Annotated in this window: 20 protein-coding genes and 2 pseudogenes; 11 read left to right on the top strand and 11 right to left on the bottom strand. The window is 66.0% G+C overall.

Translation table 11 applies throughout. The annotated features are described in order from the left end of the window. Nucleotides 1–110: 110 nt before the first annotated feature. Nucleotides 111–539 (bottom strand): annotated as a pseudogene (locus tag MFF26_RS07165) (glycosyltransferase); the annotation flags it as partial. Between the two features lie 156 nt (nt 540–695). Between MFF26_RS07165 and MFF26_RS07160 the strand changes: the two are divergent. The 3 genes from MFF26_RS07160 to MFF26_RS07150 all read left to right on the top strand — a co-directional run bounded on the left by MFF26_RS07160 (nt 696) and on the right by MFF26_RS07150 (nt 2,857). After that, a complete protein-coding gene (locus MFF26_RS07160) occupies nt 696–1,205 on the top strand; it encodes a hypothetical protein (protein ID WP_238307798.1) in 510 nt (169 codons plus the stop codon). A 142-nt stretch (nt 1,206–1,347) separates the two neighbouring features. Beyond that, complete coding sequence (locus tag MFF26_RS07155; RefSeq protein WP_238307797.1) at nt 1,348–2,397, top strand: P63C domain-containing protein; 1,050 nt, start codon at nt 1,348–1,350, stop codon at nt 2,395–2,397. A gap of 262 nt (nt 2,398–2,659) precedes the next feature. Continuing rightward, a complete protein-coding gene (locus MFF26_RS07150) occupies nt 2,660–2,857 on the top strand; it encodes a hypothetical protein (protein ID WP_238307808.1) in 198 nt (65 codons plus the stop codon). On the opposite strand, the gene MFF26_RS07145 is transcribed toward MFF26_RS07150, so the two are convergent. Beyond that, nucleotides 2,803–3,060 carry a helix-turn-helix domain-containing protein gene (locus MFF26_RS07145; RefSeq protein ID WP_238307796.1) on the bottom strand — a complete coding sequence of 86 codons (258 nt, stop codon included), beginning with the start codon at nt 3,058–3,060 and terminating at the stop codon, nt 2,803–2,805. The genes MFF26_RS07150 and MFF26_RS07145 overlap by 55 nt on opposite strands. A 113-nt stretch (nt 3,061–3,173) precedes the next feature. Here MFF26_RS07145 and MFF26_RS07140 point away from each other — a divergent pair, with 113 nt between their 5' ends. Both MFF26_RS07140 and MFF26_RS07135 read left to right on the top strand, forming a co-directional pair. Beyond that, nucleotides 3,174–4,151 carry an IS1595 family transposase gene (locus tag MFF26_RS07140; protein ID WP_238307795.1) on the top strand — a complete coding sequence of 326 codons (978 nt, stop codon included), beginning with the start codon at nt 3,174–3,176 and terminating at the stop codon, nt 4,149–4,151. After that, on the top strand, nt 4,151–4,594 hold the full coding sequence (locus MFF26_RS07135; RefSeq protein ID WP_238307794.1) for a hypothetical protein: 444 nt from the start codon (nt 4,151–4,153) through the stop codon (nt 4,592–4,594). Before MFF26_RS07140 ends, MFF26_RS07135 begins: the two co-directional genes overlap by 1 nt. Here the strand turns inward: MFF26_RS07135 and MFF26_RS07130 are convergent. From MFF26_RS07130 to MFF26_RS07120, 3 genes are all read right to left on the bottom strand, one after another. Then, on the bottom strand, nt 4,585–5,235 hold the full coding sequence (locus MFF26_RS07130) for a hypothetical protein (RefSeq protein ID WP_238307793.1): 651 nt from the start codon (nt 5,233–5,235) through the stop codon (nt 4,585–4,587). The genes MFF26_RS07135 and MFF26_RS07130 overlap by 10 nt on opposite strands. A 60-nt stretch (nt 5,236–5,295) precedes the next feature. After that, a complete protein-coding gene (locus tag MFF26_RS07125) occupies nt 5,296–5,499 on the bottom strand; it encodes a hypothetical protein (protein WP_238307792.1) in 204 nt (67 codons plus the stop codon). A gap of 302 nt (nt 5,500–5,801) precedes the next feature. After that, nucleotides 5,802–6,596 carry a hypothetical protein gene (locus MFF26_RS07120; RefSeq protein WP_238307791.1) on the bottom strand — a complete coding sequence of 265 codons (795 nt, stop codon included), beginning with the start codon at nt 6,594–6,596 and terminating at the stop codon, nt 5,802–5,804. A 63-nt stretch (nt 6,597–6,659) separates the two neighbouring features. Here MFF26_RS07120 and MFF26_RS07115 point away from each other — a divergent pair, with 63 nt between their 5' ends. Further along, nucleotides 6,660–7,592, top strand: coding sequence for a transporter substrate-binding domain-containing protein (locus MFF26_RS07115; protein WP_137829367.1), 933 nt, complete (start codon nt 6,660–6,662; stop codon nt 7,590–7,592). 154 nt (nt 7,593–7,746) lie between these two features. Here the strand turns inward: MFF26_RS07115 and cobT are convergent, their stop codons facing one another. From cobT to MFF26_RS07100, 3 genes are all read right to left on the bottom strand, one after another. Beyond that, a complete protein-coding gene (gene cobT, locus MFF26_RS07110) occupies nt 7,747–9,657 on the bottom strand; it encodes a cobaltochelatase subunit CobT (RefSeq protein ID WP_137829368.1) in 1,911 nt (636 codons plus the stop codon). 72 nt (nt 9,658–9,729) lie between these two features. After that, on the bottom strand, nt 9,730–10,713 hold the full coding sequence (gene cobS, locus MFF26_RS07105; protein WP_137829369.1) for a cobaltochelatase subunit CobS: 984 nt from the start codon (nt 10,711–10,713) through the stop codon (nt 9,730–9,732). 259 nt (nt 10,714–10,972) lie between these two features. Beyond that, nucleotides 10,973–11,665: a J domain-containing protein gene (locus MFF26_RS07100; protein ID WP_137829370.1), complete on the bottom strand. Its 693-nt coding sequence runs from the start codon at nt 11,663–11,665 to the stop codon at nt 10,973–10,975. A 138-nt stretch (nt 11,666–11,803) separates the two neighbouring features. On the opposite strand from MFF26_RS07100, the gene MFF26_RS07095 reads away from it, so the two are divergent. After that, complete coding sequence (locus MFF26_RS07095; RefSeq protein WP_137829371.1) at nt 11,804–12,082, top strand: BolA family protein; 279 nt, start codon at nt 11,804–11,806, stop codon at nt 12,080–12,082. A gap of 23 nt (nt 12,083–12,105) precedes the next feature. Continuing rightward, on the top strand, nt 12,106–12,531 hold the full coding sequence (gene arfB / locus MFF26_RS07090) for an alternative ribosome rescue aminoacyl-tRNA hydrolase ArfB (RefSeq protein WP_137829372.1): 426 nt from the start codon (nt 12,106–12,108) through the stop codon (nt 12,529–12,531). Nucleotides 12,532–12,543: 12 nt separating this feature from the next. Here the strand turns inward: arfB and MFF26_RS07085 are convergent, their stop codons facing one another. Both MFF26_RS07085 and MFF26_RS07080 read right to left on the bottom strand, forming a co-directional pair. Then, a complete protein-coding gene (locus MFF26_RS07085; RefSeq protein ID WP_137829373.1) occupies nt 12,544–13,299 on the bottom strand; it encodes a YoaK family protein in 756 nt (251 codons plus the stop codon). Between the two features lie 47 nt (nt 13,300–13,346). Then, nucleotides 13,347–14,335, bottom strand: a pseudogene (locus MFF26_RS07080) (class I SAM-dependent DNA methyltransferase); the annotation flags it as partial. Between the two features lie 51 nt (nt 14,336–14,386). Between MFF26_RS07080 and MFF26_RS07075 the strand changes: the two are divergent. Genes MFF26_RS07075 through MFF26_RS07065 form a run of 3 tightly spaced genes read left to right on the top strand, consistent with a single transcriptional unit; the run spans nt 14,387 to nt 17,621 of the window. Further along, nucleotides 14,387–15,445, top strand: coding sequence for a ligase-associated DNA damage response exonuclease (locus MFF26_RS07075; RefSeq protein WP_137829375.1), 1,059 nt, complete (start codon nt 14,387–14,389; stop codon nt 15,443–15,445). Beyond that, the gene (locus MFF26_RS07070) at nt 15,442–17,154 is read left to right on the top strand and encodes a cisplatin damage response ATP-dependent DNA ligase (RefSeq protein WP_137829376.1); all 1,713 of its coding nucleotides are present in this window, start codon (nt 15,442–15,444) and stop codon (nt 17,152–17,154) included. Before MFF26_RS07075 ends, MFF26_RS07070 begins: the two co-directional genes overlap by 4 nt. Then, nucleotides 17,151–17,621 carry a secondary thiamine-phosphate synthase enzyme YjbQ gene (locus MFF26_RS07065; protein WP_137829377.1) on the top strand — a complete coding sequence of 157 codons (471 nt, stop codon included), beginning with the start codon at nt 17,151–17,153 and terminating at the stop codon, nt 17,619–17,621. Before MFF26_RS07070 ends, MFF26_RS07065 begins: the two co-directional genes overlap by 4 nt. Before the next feature lie 11 nt (nt 17,622–17,632). Here the strand turns inward: MFF26_RS07065 and MFF26_RS07060 are convergent, their stop codons facing one another. After that, complete coding sequence (locus MFF26_RS07060) at nt 17,633–17,797, bottom strand: YqaE/Pmp3 family membrane protein (protein ID WP_137829378.1); 165 nt, start codon at nt 17,795–17,797, stop codon at nt 17,633–17,635. Between the last annotated feature and the right edge of the window lie 13 nt (nt 17,798–17,810).

The raw sequence follows: 17,810 nt of genomic DNA, 5'->3' as shown, positions 1-17,810 counted from the left end.
ATCATAGCCGCGGCGGATAAATGGTCGGCTGAAAACCCCTCTAATTAATGCATACGCCATCATCAGCGATGGCGTATGCCACCGCGTTGGTGCGTTTGCTCCATAAGGCCGCGGAAATGCGTGGAGGTTCCGCCCAGGGGCGTCGGCACGCGCCACGCGGCGAGCGCCGGCCCCAGCACCTCGAACAGGGCCGCGTACTCGATGGCGAACAGGCGCGGCAGCAGCCCGTCGCCCTGGTTGTCGATGACGAGATGCCCCTGGAGGCAGGCGGTCGAGGCCGGAGCCCGGGCGAACAGGGTGGCGGCGCGGCGGAGCTGATCCGGCTCGATCACGTCCTCCGCGTCGTAGACCACGAGATGCGCGCCGCGGGCGAGGGGCAGGGCGGCGTTGAGCGCCCGCGGCTTGGTGCGGGGCTGGCCGTCGGGGACCACCACGACCTCGAACCGGGCCGGCAGCGGCACGGCGCGGAAGGCCGCGAGGGTCTCGGCATCCTCGGCTTCCAGCAGGAACTTGATGTCGAGCTTGGCCGCCGGATAATCGCGGTATTATGCAGCAACCTCACCCAAAAGCGTTGAGGTACGATACAGATGTTAGGGCACATAAAATACCCTAAGGTACATCTTGATACTTTTTGAGCGTAGTGTATCTATACCTTCATCGCTGCGCAGCGGTGCACCTCGATGAAGGAGTGAGCCATGCCTGACAATGTAATTTCCGTACTGACTTTTAAGTCTGTCGAGACAATTTTGGACTGTGGTGGAACGCAGTCCTGGGTTCTTGACAGCAACCGCGCAAGAAACTGTAAATACGCCGTCGTCTGCCGCAACGCTCATTACCCTGGCGTTGAGGGCAAAGAGACCCATGGTCACGCTTTTATGATCGGCAAGGTGAGCGAAGTCGTGCCGTCAACGGAGACTAAGGGACGATGGCTTGTTAAATTTAGTCACTATGCAGTGAGCGATTTCGGACTTCAGTGGGACAGCCGCAATCCTGTCGCCTACTACACGACCGACGACTACATTTCGACCAAGGATTATAAGGGTATCGATTTCAATGCTCTTGATTTTGAGCCGATGCCTGAGCCTGCTCAGACAGAAGATGCTCCTCTGCCTAAAGTTGGGTTGACGATGGCCGAGGCTAAGGAGGGTCTCGCAATCACGTTCGGCGTCGATCCTGCGGCCATCGAGATCACGATCCGCGGCTAAAGTATGGGGAAGGTATGGATAGCGCGAGCCGTCCATGCCTTCCCCATGTCCAGTAAGCAGAAATTCATCGGGCGTCGTTTTCCTGCTTGCTAATTCGCCTTAGCAAGCAGACACTCCTGTCGTCAGCAAGCAGGAGTGAGCCATGTCGGACTCCCCGCAGCGGAAGGGTGGTCGCGCCCGAGCGCAGAACCTCACGCCGGAGCAACGCAGCGACATCGCCCGCAAGGGCGCCTTGGCGAAGCATCAGAACAGGGCTGATCCGCCGGGCTCGCCAGACGCGGGCGCCATCCCTTGGGCCGTTGCCGAAGGCGAGTTGAAGATCGGCGGCTCCACGATAGCCTGCGCCGTTCTGGACAACGGCAAGCGCGTGCTTTCCCAGCAAGGGATGCTCTTGGCTCTCGGTCGCGCCAGAACCGCAAAGGGCGGCGAAGGTGCATCTGTCGACGAAGGCCCCGCATTCCTACGCGCCCAGAACCTAAAAGAGTTTATTTCCAAAGACTTAGAGCTGTCGACAAAGGCCATCATGTACAAGCCAGAGCTTGGCGGCTACACCCCCCACAAGGGGTGGCTGGCAATCGCATACGGGCATGACGCCGAGACCTTTCCAGAAATCTTGAATGTATTCGTAAGCGCAAAACGCGCAGATAAGCTCCATTATTCTCAAAGACATATCGCCGAAATGGCAGAGCGGCTTCTGGATGCTCTTCCGAAAGTTGCGATGGTTGCGCTAGTCGATGAAGCTACAGGCTATCAGGCATTAAGAGCGCATAACGAACTTCAAACAATCCTGTCTGCATACATACTCCCAGAGCATAGGCCCTGGACCCAGAAAGTTCCGGTTGAATTTACAAAGGAAATATATAGGGTTTACGGCTGGAATTACACGCCAGACAACCGCGGACCGAGATACGCAAGCAAGCTAATCCGCAATTTGCTATATAAGCCTCTACCAGCACCCGTTCTGCCCGAGCTTGATCGGGTCAACCCGCCGAATGAAAAATGGCAGAGAAAGCGCCGGCACCATCAGCACCTTACCCCAGAAACCGGACTTGAGCATTTCAAGGGCCAGTTATCGGGTGTGATGGCTTTGCTGCGCGCAACACCTAGCAACAACAAGGAATTTTTTTGGAAGCTGTATAATCGCTCGTATGGCGGACAGCAAAACTTAGACTTGGGCGACGACGATTTTTGAACGATCAGTCTGATCGCAGGGCAAGGTAAGGTGACGAAACTATCTATCCGCTCTCCGGCATAGGTTCGGGCCAGGAGAGAAAGCAGTCGGGCCGGCAATCCCTTCGGAAGAGGGAATGCCAGCCCGGCCAGGACCACACATGCGAAGGCTTCCGGCTTGGAAGATCCCGAGATGCGAGGCTCACACCCTCTACTTCGCATCCTTAGGGGACAATTTCAAGCCGGGAGCATCCCTATCAACCGCATTCGCGGAAGGATGACCTATGGCTGAGTTTCCCTGCGACCACATCACCGCCTGCCACATCCTCCATGCCGTGCTCGTTCTCGGATGGAGTCAGGGTAGAACTTCTCATTACTTTTGCGTCAACGGCGGCACGGTCTCCAAGATCGTGCGCGGCCTCTCGCATTATGGCGCCGTCCCGGTGCCGTTCCTGTCTGAGGCTGACGCGGTTCCCGCGTAAGTAATCCCGGCCGGATCGTCGTTGAGAACGATCCCCGCATCCTCGAACGCACGCCGCATCGCCAGCAAATTGTTGGTGATCGGCGTGCGCAATCCGTTCTCAAACTGGCGGATTGTACTGAGACCGATGTTGGCACGCTGAGATAGGTCGCCCTGCGACCAACCCAACCAAGCTCTTGCGGCGCGGCAGTGCTGAGGTGTCATCGTACCGAAGAGATAGCGCCTGAGGTTTTTTCCGTCAAGGCAATTAAAAGCGTTGACCTAGCTTCAAACAGACCATAACAATCACCTCAACGCAAAACGTTCAGGTGAGCGCCGTGGCCCAGCACTTTCTTCTCTCCCGCGCCGCCCGCTCCCTCAGCCTCTCCCAGGTCGCCCGCATGTCGGATGACGAGGCTTGGGAGACGTTCAAAGCCATCCGTTGGGCCGAGACGGAGGGCGCGCCCTTCTGCCCGCGCTGCGGCTGCCTCAAGCACTCCTTCATCGCGACCCGCAAGCTCTTCAAGTGCGCCGGTTGTCGCCATCAGTTCAGCGTCACAAGCGGAACCATCTTCGCCAGCCGCAAGCTGCCGATCCGCGACCATCTTCTTGCTATCGCCATCTTTGCCAACGGCGCCAAGGGCCATTCCGCGCTTCAACTCAGCCGCGACCTTGACTGCCAGTATCGCACCGCCTTCGTGATGGCTCACAAGCTTCGCGAGGCCGTGGCGGCTGAGACTGCCGACGCTACGGTGTCGGGGACGGTGGAGGTGGACGGCGCCTATTTCGGCGGCCACGTCCGACCGGAGAATATGAAGGAGGATCGGCGCGACCGTCGCCTTGCTGAGAACCAGACCGGCAAGCGCCGCGTCGTCGTCGTGATCCGCGAGCGCAAGGGTAAGGCCCTTACCTTCGCCTTCCGTTCGGAGGCGGAGAGCGTGGACACGATTGAGGCCCGCGTTCTTCCTGGCTCCATCGTCCACGCTGACGAGGCGAAGGGCTGGGATCGCCTCCACAAGACGTTCAAGACCCACCGCATCAACCATCAGGTCGCCTACAGCGCCGACGACGCCTGCACCAATCAGGCTGAAAGCTACTTTGCCCGCCTCCGTCGCTCTGAGATGGGCGTGCATCACCGCATCGCCGGTCCCTATCTCGCCGCCTACGCCGCTGAGATGGCTTGGCGTGAGAACTACCGCCGCGTCAGCAACGGTGGACAGTATCAGATGATTGCAGGCGCCTCGCTCCGTCACCCGCCGTCGCAGGTGTGGAAGGGCTACTGGCAGCGCCACCACCTGTCTAAGGGAGCCGCCTAATGGCTCTCCCTCAGATCGTCACAACCCTTCAAGCCAAGCGCAATGAGATTGAGGCGCACATTGCCGAATTGCGGCGGCAGATCGACAAGGCAGAGCGCGACCTATCCAGCGTCACAGCCGTCCTAGCCCTTTACGAGGTGTCGCCCGAAACGCAGACGCGCTTCCCCGCCTACGCCCACCTCAATCGGCTGTTCGCCTACGGGGAGATGTTCAAACTCTGTAAGCGCGCATTGGAAGAAGCGGGAAAGCCCCTCAACACGCGAGAGATTGCGCTGGCCGTGATCCGTATGAAGGGGTGGGACGAAGCTGACACGCAGCTTCGGAAGGCCGTGGCCTACCGGCTCATCCAGTCGCTCGGGACGGCAGTGTTGCAGGGGCGCATTGCTGACGCGGGCAAGCACAAAAATGTCCGCGTCTGGTCATTGCCCGTAGATCACTGCTGAACGGGTTTCTTTCTGGGGGCGAATGGTACCGGCGTGCCGGGGGCGGGCTTGTCGAGAGTATCTCCAGTAAGTTTTTCGAGCGTCAACTCATACTGGTCGCTCATAATAGTCCGTATAAGCACATCTGGAACACCGAGGATCGCAGCTGCTTCTTTTCTGTCAATCTCCCCGGCATCAAACCGAGCCTTATAAACTTGCCTCAACCGCGGTGGGCATATCGCAAGAAGTGCTTGCCATTCAGCATTACGCTCAGACTTAAACATCTCGGATTGATTGACGTAGATAGGGTTGTTTTCTAGTTCGTCCATTAGTTTAAGAAACTTATCGGCTTGATCAACACGCTGAAGACTGTCGTCAAAGACATGCATAAGTTCTTTGCAGCAAACAAAACGTTGCCAGCAAGTATCCAATTCTCTGTCGAAGCGAACACTAGCAACAATATATGGGGCTTCGTATGGGCTACTGCGATCAAGTTGCAGCACCATGTGCCCGCGGGAAATATCGGAGTCTAGCTCACATCCCCAGAATTCTACGTCGCCGACGGTAGCGTGTTCTGCTATTACCTTTCGGCGCAAGGCCTCGACCGAAACGGCCGGTCCGCCCAGCCCATTGGCATAGCGATAAAGGTCGATAAAGTTCATAAAAAAGCCACCGAGGTTGGTCCTCGGTGGCTATCGCAACTTAACTTAGACGTCAAACACTCAGACCGCGAGATCGCCGTCTACGTTGGTGACGCGCACAGCGCGACCCTCGGTTACCTGCGTGTTGGCACTAAGCAGTTGCTCGGCAAGCTGCTCGGCCGTCACCTCTCGGTTGCGACCGCGGAAGAACTTCACGTTGAAGACGCCGCTGTCCCCCTGAGGTGGGAACAGATCGACCAGGGCTTGCTCAAGCTGAGTTCCCATAGGCTCCCTCCGGTTAAATGGGTAGACACAGCGCCAAAGCGAGTGGGTATCTCATTTCGGCACGATACTCACATAACACCTGCTGCAACCGCTGGCAAGACACCACTTGACATTTAGCGGCAAATGGTCCTGCAGGCATCGCAACGGCATATGATAAGGTGTGTATCGTAACTAAGGCTCCCTTCGTCAATCGTTATAAGCCTTAAAGCGTGCGATTAATCACCGGCAAAATGCTGATACTGGTTCGTAAATTATACCACTTTTTGAGACAAAACGCCGCATTCTCTGTTAAAAATCTCACCTCAACGCTTTTGGGTGAGGTTGCTGCATAATACCGGATAATCGATCCGGCCGAGCGCCCGAACCAGCCGCGGCACCACCGCGGCCTCGCGGAAGAGCGCCACCAGCACCGTGTAGGTCGGCAGCGCCGCGTCGGGAAGGAGCGCATCGGGGGCGGATTCCGGCGCCTCGGTCGTCGCGATCCCGACCGCCGCGAGGCGGACGGTGAGGAGCGCCAGCATGGCCGCCTGGATCAGGGCCAGCAGCACGAGGCTCGTCAGGGTCGGCAATCGCGTCAACAGGACCACGAGGGCGAGGACGAGGCCGGCGAGCGTCAGGTCGACGGTCTGCGGCCCGGGCCGGCACGACCATTCCGGGCGATGCCGGGCAAGCCCGTCGGCGGCCTCCTCCGCGATCGCTTGGCCGCACTGGGCGAAGACCGCCTCCCGCAGGCGCGTCGGCGAGGTGATGGCGGGCGGGCCCTCCAGGCGCTCCGCCGCCTCGATCAGCCGGGCGACGGCGTATCCGCGCGGCGCGGCGACGAGCTTTCTGGTGTGCCCGCAGGCGAGGGGCGCCGCGCCGGCCGCGACCGCTTGGCGGTAGCACAGGCCGTCGCCGAGCGGAATGGCGTGATCCAGGAACTCGGTGTCGAGCCGGTAGGCCAGGGCACGATAGAACGCGTCCTCGGCGATCCACCCCTCATTGAGGAGCACGGTCGCGGCGTCGGTGCCGAGATCCCGCGCGAGAGCGGCGGCCCGGTTCAGGGTGGCGGGCGGAACGCGGCCCGCCAGGAAGGCGATCTCCGCAGGCAGCGGCATCGATCTCGCGAGGTGGGACAGGGCGGCGGCTCCCTGCGGGCCCGCGCCGTGCTAGGGAGAGGCATGGGCCGAGACCTCTCCACGCATGCTGATCGCTCCACCGGCTCGACCCGCGCGTCAAGGCACCCGCGTGGGTTGAAACGCGCTTTGTTAATCTGTGTTAACTTTCTTGTGGCGGACGTGGCCCAGGCGCAACAGCTGCCCCCGGCGCCCGCCGCCGCGGCGCCCTCCGTCACGATTCCGAACTTCTGGAATCCCCGCGCCCGCGGCGAGCGGGTGGATGCCCCGCAGACCGGTCGGGCGGTGCGCTTCATGACCGACGACGAATTCCCGCCGCTGCATTTCGCCGGCCCGGACGGGACGCCCACGGGCTTCTCCGTCGAACTCGCCCGGGCCGTCTGCGAGCGCCTCACGATCGCCTGCACGGTCCAGGCCCGCCGCTTCGACACGCTGCTCGACGCCCTCGCCGACAAGCAGGGCGACGTGGTCGCTGCCGCTGTGCCATTGACGCCGTCCCTGCGGGCCCGCTTCCTCGCGACGCGGCCCTATTTCCGCTGGCCGGCCCGCTTCGCCGTGCGCCAGGGCGCCGACCTGCCCATTCCCTCCGCGACCGCACTGGCCGAGCGGAACGTCGGCGCGGTCGAGGGCAGCGCGCACGAGGCCTATCTCAAGGCTTATTTCCCCAACGCCGTGCGCAAGACGTTTCCCGACCTCGCGACCGCGCAAGGCGCGCTGAAACGCGGCGAGGTCGCCTACCTGTTCGCCGACGGGCTCAACCTCGCGCTGTGGTTCAACGGCCAGGATTCGGAGAGCTGCTGCGCCTTCATCGGCGGCGACTACCTGGAGAATCGCTATTTCGGCGAGGGCATCGGCCTCGTGACGCGGACCGAGGATGCGGCCCTGTCGCGGGCGCTCGACGACGCGCTCCAGAGGGTGTGGGACGACGGAAAATACGCCGAGCTGTACCTGCGCTTCTTTCCGGTAAGCCCGTTCTGAGCGCCACTGCGTCACCCGACGACCTCATCCTGAGGTACTCGCGTCAGCGGGCCTCGAAGGAGGGCGCCAGGGACCGCGCGATCCGCTGGAGCCTTCTTTCGAGGCTGCTGCGCAGCAGCTCAGGATGAGGGGGTGGGTGGGGTGAGAGGACGCTTCAGCGCCCCCCGGCCGCACGCCGCGGCGCGGGCGCCATGCGCCCACCGTTCGCATTCTCTTCGAACAGCTCCGCCAGCTTCTCGGTCATCGCCCCGCCGAGTTCCTCGGCATCGATGATCGTCACCGCACGGCGATAGTAGCGCGTCACGTCGTGGCCGATGCCGATGGCCAGCAATTCCACGGGTGAGCGGGTCTCGATCTCCTCGATCATGTAGCGCAGGTGGCGCTCGAGGTAGTTGCCGGGGTTCACCGAGAGCGTCGAATCGTCGACCGGCGCACCGTCGGAGATCACCATCAGGATGCGGCGCTGCTCGGGACGGGCGAGCAGGCGCTTGTGCGCCCAATCCAGGGCCTCGCCGTCGATGTTCTCCTTGAGCAACCCCTCGCGCATCATCAGCCCGAGGTTCTTGCGCGCCCGGCGCCAGGGCGCGTCGGCGCTCTTGTAGATGATGTGGCGCAGGTCGTTCAGGCGACCGGGATTGCCCGGCTTGCCGCCGGCCAGCCACGCCTCGCGGCTCTGGCCGCCCTTCCAGGCGCGGGTGGTGAAGCCCAGGATCTCCACCTTCACGCCGCAGCGCTCCAGGGTCCGGGCCAGGATGTCGGCGCAGGTCGCCGCGACCGTGATCGGGCGTCCGCGCATCGAGCCCGAATTGTCGAGGAGCAGCGTGACGACGGTATCGCGAAAGTCTGTGTCCTTCTCGCGCTTGAACGAGAGGGGCTGGAACGGGTCGATGACGACACGCACGAGGCGGGCCGGATCGAGCTGGCCTTCCTCCAGATCGAATTCCCAAGCCCGGCTCTGCTGTGCCAGCAGGCGGCGCTGGAGCCGGTTGGCCAGGCGCCCGACCACACCCTGGAGATGGGCGAGTTGCTTGTCGAGATAGCTGCGCAGGCGCGTCAGTTCCTCGGCATCGCACAGTTCCTCCGCCTCGATGACCTCGTCGAAGCGCGGGTTGTAGACCCGGTAATCCGGACCGGTACGCTCGTTGCCGCGGCTGGTCGGCGGGCGCCAGGATTCGGAGGCCTCCTCCGATTCCGCGTCCTCCGCCTCTTCCGGCAATTCCCCCGAAGGCGCGTCGGCGGATTCGGTAGCGCCTTCCTCCAACTCGTCGGCGGACTCGTCGGTCACCTCGATCTCGGCACGGTCGCCCTGCGACTTCTCCTCGGCCTCGCCCTCGCTCGGGCTCTGCTCGTCGTCCTGGGACTGGTTCTCGTCCTCGTCGGTCTCGTCGTCCTGGTCGAGGGGCGTCTCGTCGGCCATGTCGAGGGAGGAGAGCAGGTCGCGCACCGAGCGGGCGAAGCCGCGCTGGTTCTCGATCGAGCCCAGCAGGCCGTCGAGATTCTTCCCCGCCCGCGCCTCGATGTGGTCGCGCCACAGCTCGACGATCCGGGCGGCGGCCGGCGGCGGCGCCTGACCGGTGAGTCGCTCGCGCACCATCAGGGCGACGGCGTCCTCCATCGGCGCGTCGGCCCGGTCGGTGATGTTTTCGTACTTTCCGCCACGGTGATAGCGGTCTTCGAGCATCGCCGTGATGTTGGAGGCCACGCCCGCGAGGCGGCGGGAGCCGATCGCCTCGACGCGGGCCTGCTCGACGGCGTCGTAGACGGCGCGCGCGGCGGCATTCTCGGGAGCCAGGCGGCGGTGGACACCGATGTCGTGGCAACCGAGCCGCAGGGCCATCGAGTCGGAATGGCCGCGCAGGATCGCGGCATCCTCGGCGGTCAGCCGCCGGGTCGGCTCCGGCAGGCGCGCCTTGTCGCCGATCAGGGCCGGCCGATCGCTCGCATAGGTGACCTCGATCTCCGGCCGCTTGGCGATGGCGCGCAGGCAGCCGGCCACCGAGCGCTTCAGCGGCTCGGCACCGGGTTCCTTGCGCTCACCGGACTTGTTGCGGTTGGTCAGGGCCATGGCGTTACAGGTTCACCGGCATTCGAGCGGGGAGCGCCTCGAAACGTTCGCGGGCCAAGCCCGCGACCGTCCTCAGCTCAGCGCGACGTTCAGAGCGCTCTCGGGCAACTCCTTGCCGAAGGCGCGCTGGTAGAACTCGGCCACCAGGGGCCGCTCCAGCTCGTCGCACTTGTTGAGGAACGTCACGCGGAACGCGAACCCGATATCGCGGAAAATGTCGGCGTTCTCGGCCCAGGTGATGACCGTGCGCGGGCTCATCACGGTGGAGAGGTCGCCATTCATGAAGGCGTTGCGGGTGAGGTCGGCCACGCGGACCATCCGGCTCACCGTGTCGCGCCCGCCCTCGCCCTGATAGTGCGTCGCCTTCGAGAGCACGATGTCGACCTCGCGGTCGTGCGGCAGGTAGTTGAGCGTGGTGACGATCGACCAGCGGTCCATCTGGCCCTGGTTGATCTGCTGCGTGCCGTGATAGAGGCCGGAGGTGTCGCCCAGGCCCACGGTGTTGGCGGTGGCGAACAGGCGGAAGCCCGGATGCGGGCGGATCACCCGCTTCTGGTCGAGCAGCGTCAGACGGCCCGACAGTTCCAGCACGCGCTGGATCACGAACATCACGTCCGGGCGGCCGGCATCGTATTCGTCGAAGACCAGCGCCACGTTGTTCTGCAGCGCCCAGGGCAGGATGCCGTCCTGGAAGGCGGTGACCTGCTTGCCGTCCTTGAGGACGATGGCGTCCTTGCCGACGAGGTCGACGCGCGAGACGTGGCTGTCGAGGTTGATCCGGATGCAGGGCCAGTTCAGGCGCGCGGCGACCTGCTCGATATGGGTGGACTTGCCGGTGCCGTGATAGCCCGTGACCATGACGCGGCGGTTGCGCGCGAAGCCCGCCAGGATCGACAGCGTCGTCTCCCGGTCGAAGATGTAGTCCGGGTCCAGGTCCGGCACATGCTCCTCGGCCTCGGAATAGGCCGGAACCTTGAGGTCGAGGTCGATGCCGAACACCTCGCGGACGGAGACCTGACGGTCGGGCAGGGAAGCGGGCGTTTCGTCGGACAGCATACGGGACCTCATCGGAGCGACCGGCGGGGGCGTCGGGCCCGGCGCGATCGCACTTTGACTCGTGTTGGGATCGTCAACGCATCGGCCGGGGGGCCGTCTTCCTTAATCGCCGGCCCTCGGCATCGCCAAGGGGGAACAGCGGGGTAACAGATACAGGCGCTCCGCGGCGATATAGGAGCCCGGCGCCGAATGTCCGCCCCATGCGGGCCGAAGAGCCCAGCGCTGCGTGCATCCTTCGTGCCGCCCCGCCGGCACGGCGTCAGCACATCCCGGCGGCGCGCAGCACGTCGTGGGCGCGGATGATGTCGCGCAGGCGCTCCTCGAAGGACCGGTCGCCGCCATTGGCATCCGGGTGGAAGCGCTTCACCAGGGTCTTGTACTGGGCCTTGATCGCCGCGGTGTCGGCGGTGTCGTCGAGCCCCATCACGTCGAGGGCCTTGGTCACGGCAGCCGAATGGCGCGGGCGCTGCGGCTCCGGCTGCGCCGCTCGGCGCGCGCCGCCGCCGAGGCCGTTGGCCCGCAGGATGCCCAGCGGGTCGGCATAGGCCCAATCGCGCTCGGCCTCCGGCTTGGCCGCCTTGTCGGCGCCGGCTCCGGCCGCGGCGTTGACGCCCATCGACCACGTCGGGCGATGGCCGACCATGGCGTCCTTCTGATAGGCCTCGACGGCGGCGTCGTTCATGCCGTCGAAGTAGTTGTAGGCGGCGTTGTAGGCGCGCACGTGGTCGATGCAGAAGCGGTAATACTGGCCCTCGTGCCGCCGCCCCTTGGGCGCGCGGTAGAGCCCGGCGCCGGTGCAGCCCGGCGCCTCGCAGGTGGCCTCTGCGGCCGTGGTCGCACTGGCCTTCGCGCCGGCGCGACCGCCCTTCGAACTCGCTTTGGAGCCGTCCTTGGGGTCGTCGCAGGTCGGCTTGATGCGGATGCGGTCGAACAGGGGCGAGTTGAGATCCATGACGACCCGATTATGAGGGGCGGACAAGGCGGCGGACAAGGCCGTCGGGCCTGATGACGCATGCGTGGATGCGGGCTTGACGCCCGAGCGGCGCGCAAGCGCGCTGCGGGCGATCCGGGGATGGGAGGAACCGACCAGATGACCGAGACCCTGAGGGACTGGATCGCCGGGCGCGTGAGCGACGAACTCGCCCCCACGGCGCTGGAGGTGATCGACGAATCCCACCTCCATGCCGGCCATTCCGGGTCACGGCCGGAGGGGGAGACGCATTTCCGACTGGATGTCGTTTCGCCGGCCTTCGAAGGCAAGAGCCGGATCGAGCGTCACCGCATGGTCAATGCGCTGCTGGATCAGGCCTTCCAGCGGGGGCTGCACGCTCTCGCGGTGCGGGCCCGCACACCCGCCGAGGCGGGCTGACGCGAATCGAAGGGGAGGGCGCCGTGGCGCTCGTCTGCACGCCGCAGATCGAAATTGACGAATCCGAGATCGAGGAGACCTTTGTGCGCGCCTCGGGTCCCGGCGGGCAGAACGTCAACAAGCTCTCGACGGCGGTACAGCTGCGCTTCGACGTGCGCCGGTCCCGCAGCCTGCCCGACGCGGTGGCGGTGCGGCTGATGCGGCTCGCCGGACGGCGCCTGACGGGGGAGGGCGTGCTCGTGATCAACGCCCAGCGCTTCCGCACCCAGGAGCGCAACCGGGCGGATGCCCGCGAGCGGCTCGCTGCCCTGGTGGCCGAGGCCGCTGTGCCACCGACCCCGCGCCGCCCGACCCGGCCGACCCTGGCCTCGAAGACCCGCCGGCTCGAATCGAAGAGCCGCCGCGGCAGCATCAAGCGGCTGCGCGGCGGCCCGGGCGACAGCGAGTAGGAGCGAGGCCGATCAGGTCGCCGGGACCGTCGCGGTGGGCTTCGCCTCCGGGTGGGCGTCGGGCTGCGGCGCCGCCCAGCCCGAGACGTAGGGGGTGTCCTTCAGCACGATCGACAGGACGAGTGAGACGACGGCGAGGAGCGCGGCGAAGCCCGCCGGGAACAGGAAGGCTTTCTCGTCGAACCAGTGATGCAGGAAGCCGCCGAGCACCGCACCGGTGCTGAGCGCCCCCCAGAGCGGCGCCTGGATCCAGAAGGACGGCGCCGGCTTGTGCAGCAGGATGTTGGCCACGCCTGCGCCGAAGCGCACCACGGTACCGGTGACGTAGGTGAGGGCGAGGCTGCGGCCCGCCTCGTCCTGCAGGGTCGCGTTCTGGATGCCGAGCGCCAGCACGATCGGGTAGGCGTGGAGCGGGAAGGCGTCCGTGCCGAACGGGACGTAGAGTCCGATCGCGAACAGGATGGCCTGAATGATCAGCAGCACCGAGAGCCGCCAGCGGCCCGACCACGCGGCGATCAGCGTGCCGAGGAAGGCGCCGAAGCAGAAGATCGCGATGACGCTGGCGAAGCGGGTGGTGCCCCCCCAATCGTAGCTTGAGACGGCGACGCCGAAGCGGGTGGTGTTGCCGCTCATGAACGACATGAACAGCTGAGAGAATTCGAGGAAGCCGATCGAATCCGCAGTTCCGGCCAATCCCGCCAGCATCAACGCGAAGGGCACCCGTGTGACCGGGCTCGCCGGAAAGGCCTTGTTCGTCTCGTCCGCCATCGGGTCCTCAGATATTGCTTCGCAACACAACGGTATGACGTGGGAGGGGTTGCACGTATTGCGCCGCTTCCGATCAAGTGTTTGTGCAGAACTTGCGAAGGATGAAAATCCGGCCTGGAACGTCGTTCCTGTTCTGCCGACGGATCGCGGCCGGGAGATCGGCGGCCACCGTGAGGCCGGACGCCTCCGCCGCTGCCCGCACGACCCCATCCGGATGGGCGTAACGCCCATCGGCCCCGAGCACCGGTCCGTCTCCCGTTTCCCGGGACGATGGCGGCGATTGCACGGTCAGCACCGCGTGGCCGCCCGATGCGAGGACGCGGGCGATGCCGGACAAGGCCGGGGCGAGGTCGCCGAGATAGATGAACACGTCCGCCGCCGTGACGAGGTCGGCGGAGCCGGGCGCCTCGGCGACGAGGAAGGCGACGAGATCGGCCTCGACGAGCCGCGCGTAGAACCCGGTGCGGCGGGCCTGGGACAGCATCGCCGGCGAGAGGTCGCAGCCGGACAGATGCCCGACCCGCCCTGCGAGGGCGCGGCCCATCAGCCCGGTGCCGCAGCCGAGATCGAGCGCGCGAGCGAAATGCTGCGGCGCAGCAAAACCGGCATCGAGGGCGTCGACCATCATCTGCGGGCCGCGATAACCGAGTTCCTCGACGAGATGGCGCTCGAAGCGCGGCGCGTAGCCCTCGAACAGGGCCCGGACATAGGCCGGACCGATCGCGGTGGCGGCTTCCCCGGCGCCGAGATCGGCGAGGTGCAGGCGGCTGCCGAGCCCGTCCTCGGGGTCGAGGGCCAGCGCCCGTCCGAACGCTTCCAGAGCGGCCGCCCGGTCGGCCGCGTCGCCGCCATCGGCGAAGGACGCCGCCCGCGCACGGCCGACGAGGTCCCAGGCGGGGGCGAAATCCGGGGCGATCTCCAGCACCTGTGCGGCCAGATCGGCGGCCGCCGCAGGGTCGCCCTCGGCCAAGCATGCCTCGGCATAGGCGTAGCGGCGGTCGGCGAGGAGGTTTCCGGAGGAGCGCTGATGCGACATCGGTGCGGGAAGGATCGAGGAAGCGCGGATGGGCGCCCTATATCCCGTCGGATGCCGCAGCGCGCCTCCGATCTCCTCACCCTCACGCGGGAAGGGCTCTACTGCCCGCTCGGGCGCTTCCACGTCGATCCGACCCGGCCGGTGGAACGGGCGCTCATCACCCATGGGCATGCCGACCACGCCCGCGCCGGTCACGGCTCCGTGCTGGCGACGGACCAGACGCTGCGCATCATGGCGACCCGCTACGGCGAGGATTTTTGTCGCCGGCGCGAGGAGGCGCCGCTGGGCAAGCGCATGCGCATCGGCGACGTCACCGTGTTCTTCGCCCCCGCCGGCCACGTGCTCGGCTCGGCGCAGATCGCCATCGAGGGGGAAGGCGGGCGGATCGTCGTCTCCGGCGATTACAAGCGTGCGCCCGATCCGACCTGCCTGCCCTTCGAGGTGGTGCCCTGCGATGTGTTCATCACCGAGGCGACCTTCGGCCTGCCGGTGTTCCGCCATCCCGACACGCGGGACGAGGTCCGCAAGCTTCTGGACTCCGTCAAACTCTTCCCCGAGCGCGCCCACATCGTCGGCGCCTACGCGCTGGGCAAGGCGCAGCGGGTGATGGCGCTGCTGCGGGAGGAGGGCTGGGACCGGCCGATCCACCTGCACGGCGCCATGGAACGGCTGACGGCCCTCTACAAGGACGAAGGCATCCCGCTCGGGGAGACGCCGAAGGTGGTGGCCGCCGAGCGCAAGGACCTGCACGGCGCCATCGTGCTGTGCCCGCCCTCCTCGATCCAGGATCTCTGGTCGCGCAAATTCCCCGATCCGGTCACCGCCTTCGCCTCGGGCTGGATGCGGGTGCGGGCCCGTGCCCGCCAGAAGGGCGTCGAGCTGCCCCTCGTCATCTCCGACCATTCGGACTGGCCGGATCTCTGCCGCACCATCCGCGACACCGGCGCCGAGGAAGTGTGGGTGACGCACGGGCAGGAGGACGCGCTGGTGCATTGGTGCGGCACGCAAGGCATCCGCGCCAAGCCGCTGCATCTCCTCGGGTATGGCGACGACGGCGAGGCCGAGCCCGATCCGGGAGCGAACCCCGCCCTGGAGGAGGCCTCGTCGTGAACGATTTCGCCGCCCTCCTCGACCGCCTCGCCTACGAACCGCGCCGCAACGCCAAGCTCCGGCTGCTGCAGGATTTCTTCGCCGCCACCCCCGATCCCGAGCGCGGCTGGGCGCTCGCCGCCATGACCGGGGGCCTGACGTTCCGCGAGGCCAAGCCCGCCCTGATCCGGGGGCTGGTGGAGGAGCGGGTCGATCCGGTGCTGTTCGGGCTGTCCCACAATTACGTGGGCGATCTCGCCGAGACGACGGCGCTGATCTGGCCGGGGCCGGACGCCCGGCCGGGCAACCCCGGCATCGGCCACAACAACCCGCCCCCCCATATCCCCACCCTGGCCGAGGTGGTCGAAACCCTCGCGACCACCCCGAAGCGCACACTCCCGCAGCATCTCGCCGGCTGGCTCGACGCGCTCGACGAGACCGGCCGCTGGGCGCTGCTCAAACTCGTCACCGGCAACCTGCGGGTCGGCGTCTCGGCGCGGCTCGCCAAGACCGCGGTCGGCGCACTCGGCGGCCACGAGGCGGATGCGGTCGAGCAGGTCTGGCACGGGTTGAAGGCGCCCTACGCCGAGCTGTTCGCCTGGGTCGAGGGCAGGGGCGAGCAACCCGAAAACCGGAACCCCGCCCCGTTCCGCCCGCCGATGCTGTCGCATCCGATCGAGGAGGAGGCGGATCTCGACAAGCTCGACCCGGAGGCGTTCTCGGCGGAGTGGAAGTGGGACGGGATCCGCGTGCAGCTCGCGGGCGGGCGCGACGCCCAAGGGCAGCAGGTCGGAAAAGTCTACTCGCGCACCGGCGAGGACATCACCGACGCCTTTCCCGACCTCGCCGAGGCGATCACCTTCACTGGTGCCATCGACGGCGAGTTGCTGATCCTGCGGGAGCGCCGCGTGCAGAGCTTCAACGTGCTGCAGCAGCGCCTCAACCGGAAGGCGGTGACGGGCAAGCTTCTCGACGAGTTCCCGGCCCATGTCCGCGCCTACGACCTGCTGGCGGCGGAGGGCGAGGACCTGCGCGCGCTGCCCTTTGCCGAGCGGCGCGCGCGGCTCGAGGCCCTGGTGACGCATCTCGACCATGCCCGCATCGACCTCTCGCCGGTCGTGCCGTTCGGAACCTGGGCGGATCTCGCGGCGGCGCGGGCCGACCCGGCCTCGGTCGGGGCCGGCGAGGATGCCGACGCCATCGAGGGCGTGATGCTGAAGCGGCGCGACAGCGCCTATCTGCCCGGCCGCCCCAAGGGCCCGTGGTGGAAGTGGAAGCGCGAGCCGCACATCGTCGATGCCGTAATGATGTATGCCCAGCGCGGCCACGGGAAGCGCTCGTCGTTCTACTCGGACTACACCTTCGGCTGCTGGCGCGCGGGCGAGGCGGGCGACGAGCTGGTGCCGGTCGGCAAGGCCTATCACGGCTTCACCGACGCCGAACTCGCGAAGCTCGACCGCTACGTCCGCAACAACACGGTGAAGCGCTTCGGCCCGGTGCGGGAGGTGACCCACGGACGCGAGGCCGGACTCGTCCTGGAGATCGCCTTCGAGGGCGTGCAGCGCTCGACCCGGCACAAATCCGGCGTCGCCATGCGCTTCCCCCGCGTCAGCCGCATCCGCTGGGACAAGCCGCCCGCGGAGGCCGACCGGATCGAGGTGCTGGAGCGCATCCTGGCCCGCGGCGAGCGCGAGATCGCCCCGGGGGCGAGCATGGAGACATCGGAATGAGGCAAGCGGGCAAGGTCGGGCCGCTCGAGGGCTTTTCCGCGGGCGAGGTCACGCGGCAGGCGAGCGCGACGGTGACCGTCGCGACGCCGGGCCAGGGATTCACGGACATCACTGACGCGGTCGCCGCCTTCGTGCGCGAGAGCGGATTGCGTCACGGCATGGTCGGCGTGTTCTGCCGCCACACCTCGGCGTCGCTGACGATCCAGGAAAATGCCGATCCGGACGTGCGCACGGACCTGATGACGGCGCTCGACGGATTCGCGCCCCGACACGGGCACTACGTTCACGGGATGGAGGGGCCGGACGACATGCCGGCCCATATCCGCACGATGCTGACCGATTCCGGCCTCACCGTCTCCCTACGCGACGGGCGCTTGGCGCTCGGCACGTGGCAGGGGATCTACTTGATCGAGCATCGCGACCGGGGTCACCGGCGCGAGATCGTGTTGTCGGCTCTGGGTCGCTGAGGTCGGCCCGATCAGCGGTCGCGCAGCAGCAGGTAGAGGGCGTGCAGCGAGCCGGGGATGTAGAACAGCAGGCACAGCAGGACGTTGAACAGGAACTGCAATCCGAAGCCGTTCGTCATCAGCACCGAGATCGGCGGCAGGAAGAACGCGATCAGGATCTTGATCAGGGTCGACAAGGGCAGCTCCAAG

It is taken from the genome of Methylorubrum suomiense (assembly GCF_022179765.1).
In the GTDB taxonomy this organism is placed as follows: domain Bacteria; phylum Pseudomonadota; class Alphaproteobacteria; order Rhizobiales; family Beijerinckiaceae; genus Methylobacterium; species Methylobacterium suomiense.
This window is presented reverse-complemented; position numbering and strand designations above follow the sequence as displayed.

Bases quoted from the DNA above. Each gene is read 5' to 3' on its own strand.
- MFF26_RS07075 (WP_137829375.1), top strand. From the start codon at position 14,387: ATGCCGCAGCGCGCCTCCGATCTCCTCACCCTCACGCGGGAAGGGCTC.
- MFF26_RS07100 (WP_137829370.1), bottom strand. From the start codon at position 11,665: ATGGATCTCAACTCGCCCCTGTTCGACCGCATCCGCATCAAGCCGACC.
- MFF26_RS07085 (WP_137829373.1), bottom strand. From the start codon at position 13,299: ATGGCGGACGAGACGAACAAGGCCTTTCCGGCGAGCCCGGTCACACGG.
- MFF26_RS07115 (WP_137829367.1), top strand. From the start codon at position 6,660: ATGGGCCGAGACCTCTCCACGCATGCTGATCGCTCCACCGGCTCGACC.
- MFF26_RS07065 (WP_137829377.1), top strand. From the start codon at position 17,151: ATGAGGCAAGCGGGCAAGGTCGGGCCGCTCGAGGGCTTTTCCGCGGGC.
- MFF26_RS07150 (WP_238307808.1), top strand. From the start codon at position 2,660: ATGGCTGAGTTTCCCTGCGACCACATCACCGCCTGCCACATCCTCCAT.
- MFF26_RS07135 (WP_238307794.1), top strand. From the start codon at position 4,151: ATGGCTCTCCCTCAGATCGTCACAACCCTTCAAGCCAAGCGCAATGAG.
- MFF26_RS07125 (WP_238307792.1), bottom strand. From the start codon at position 5,499: ATGGGAACTCAGCTTGAGCAAGCCCTGGTCGATCTGTTCCCACCTCAG.
- MFF26_RS07160 (WP_238307798.1), top strand. From the start codon at position 696: ATGCCTGACAATGTAATTTCCGTACTGACTTTTAAGTCTGTCGAGACA.
- MFF26_RS07095 (WP_137829371.1), top strand. From the start codon at position 11,804: ATGACCGAGACCCTGAGGGACTGGATCGCCGGGCGCGTGAGCGACGAA.
- MFF26_RS07130 (WP_238307793.1), bottom strand. From the start codon at position 5,235: ATGAACTTTATCGACCTTTATCGCTATGCCAATGGGCTGGGCGGACCG.
- cobS (WP_137829369.1), bottom strand. From the start codon at position 10,713: ATGCTGTCCGACGAAACGCCCGCTTCCCTGCCCGACCGTCAGGTCTCC.
- MFF26_RS07155 (WP_238307797.1), top strand. From the start codon at position 1,348: ATGTCGGACTCCCCGCAGCGGAAGGGTGGTCGCGCCCGAGCGCAGAAC.
- cobT (WP_137829368.1), bottom strand. From the start codon at position 9,657: ATGGCCCTGACCAACCGCAACAAGTCCGGTGAGCGCAAGGAACCCGGT.
- MFF26_RS07145 (WP_238307796.1), bottom strand. From the start codon at position 3,060: ATGACACCTCAGCACTGCCGCGCCGCAAGAGCTTGGTTGGGTTGGTCG.
- MFF26_RS07120 (WP_238307791.1), bottom strand. From the start codon at position 6,596: ATGCCGCTGCCTGCGGAGATCGCCTTCCTGGCGGGCCGCGTTCCGCCC.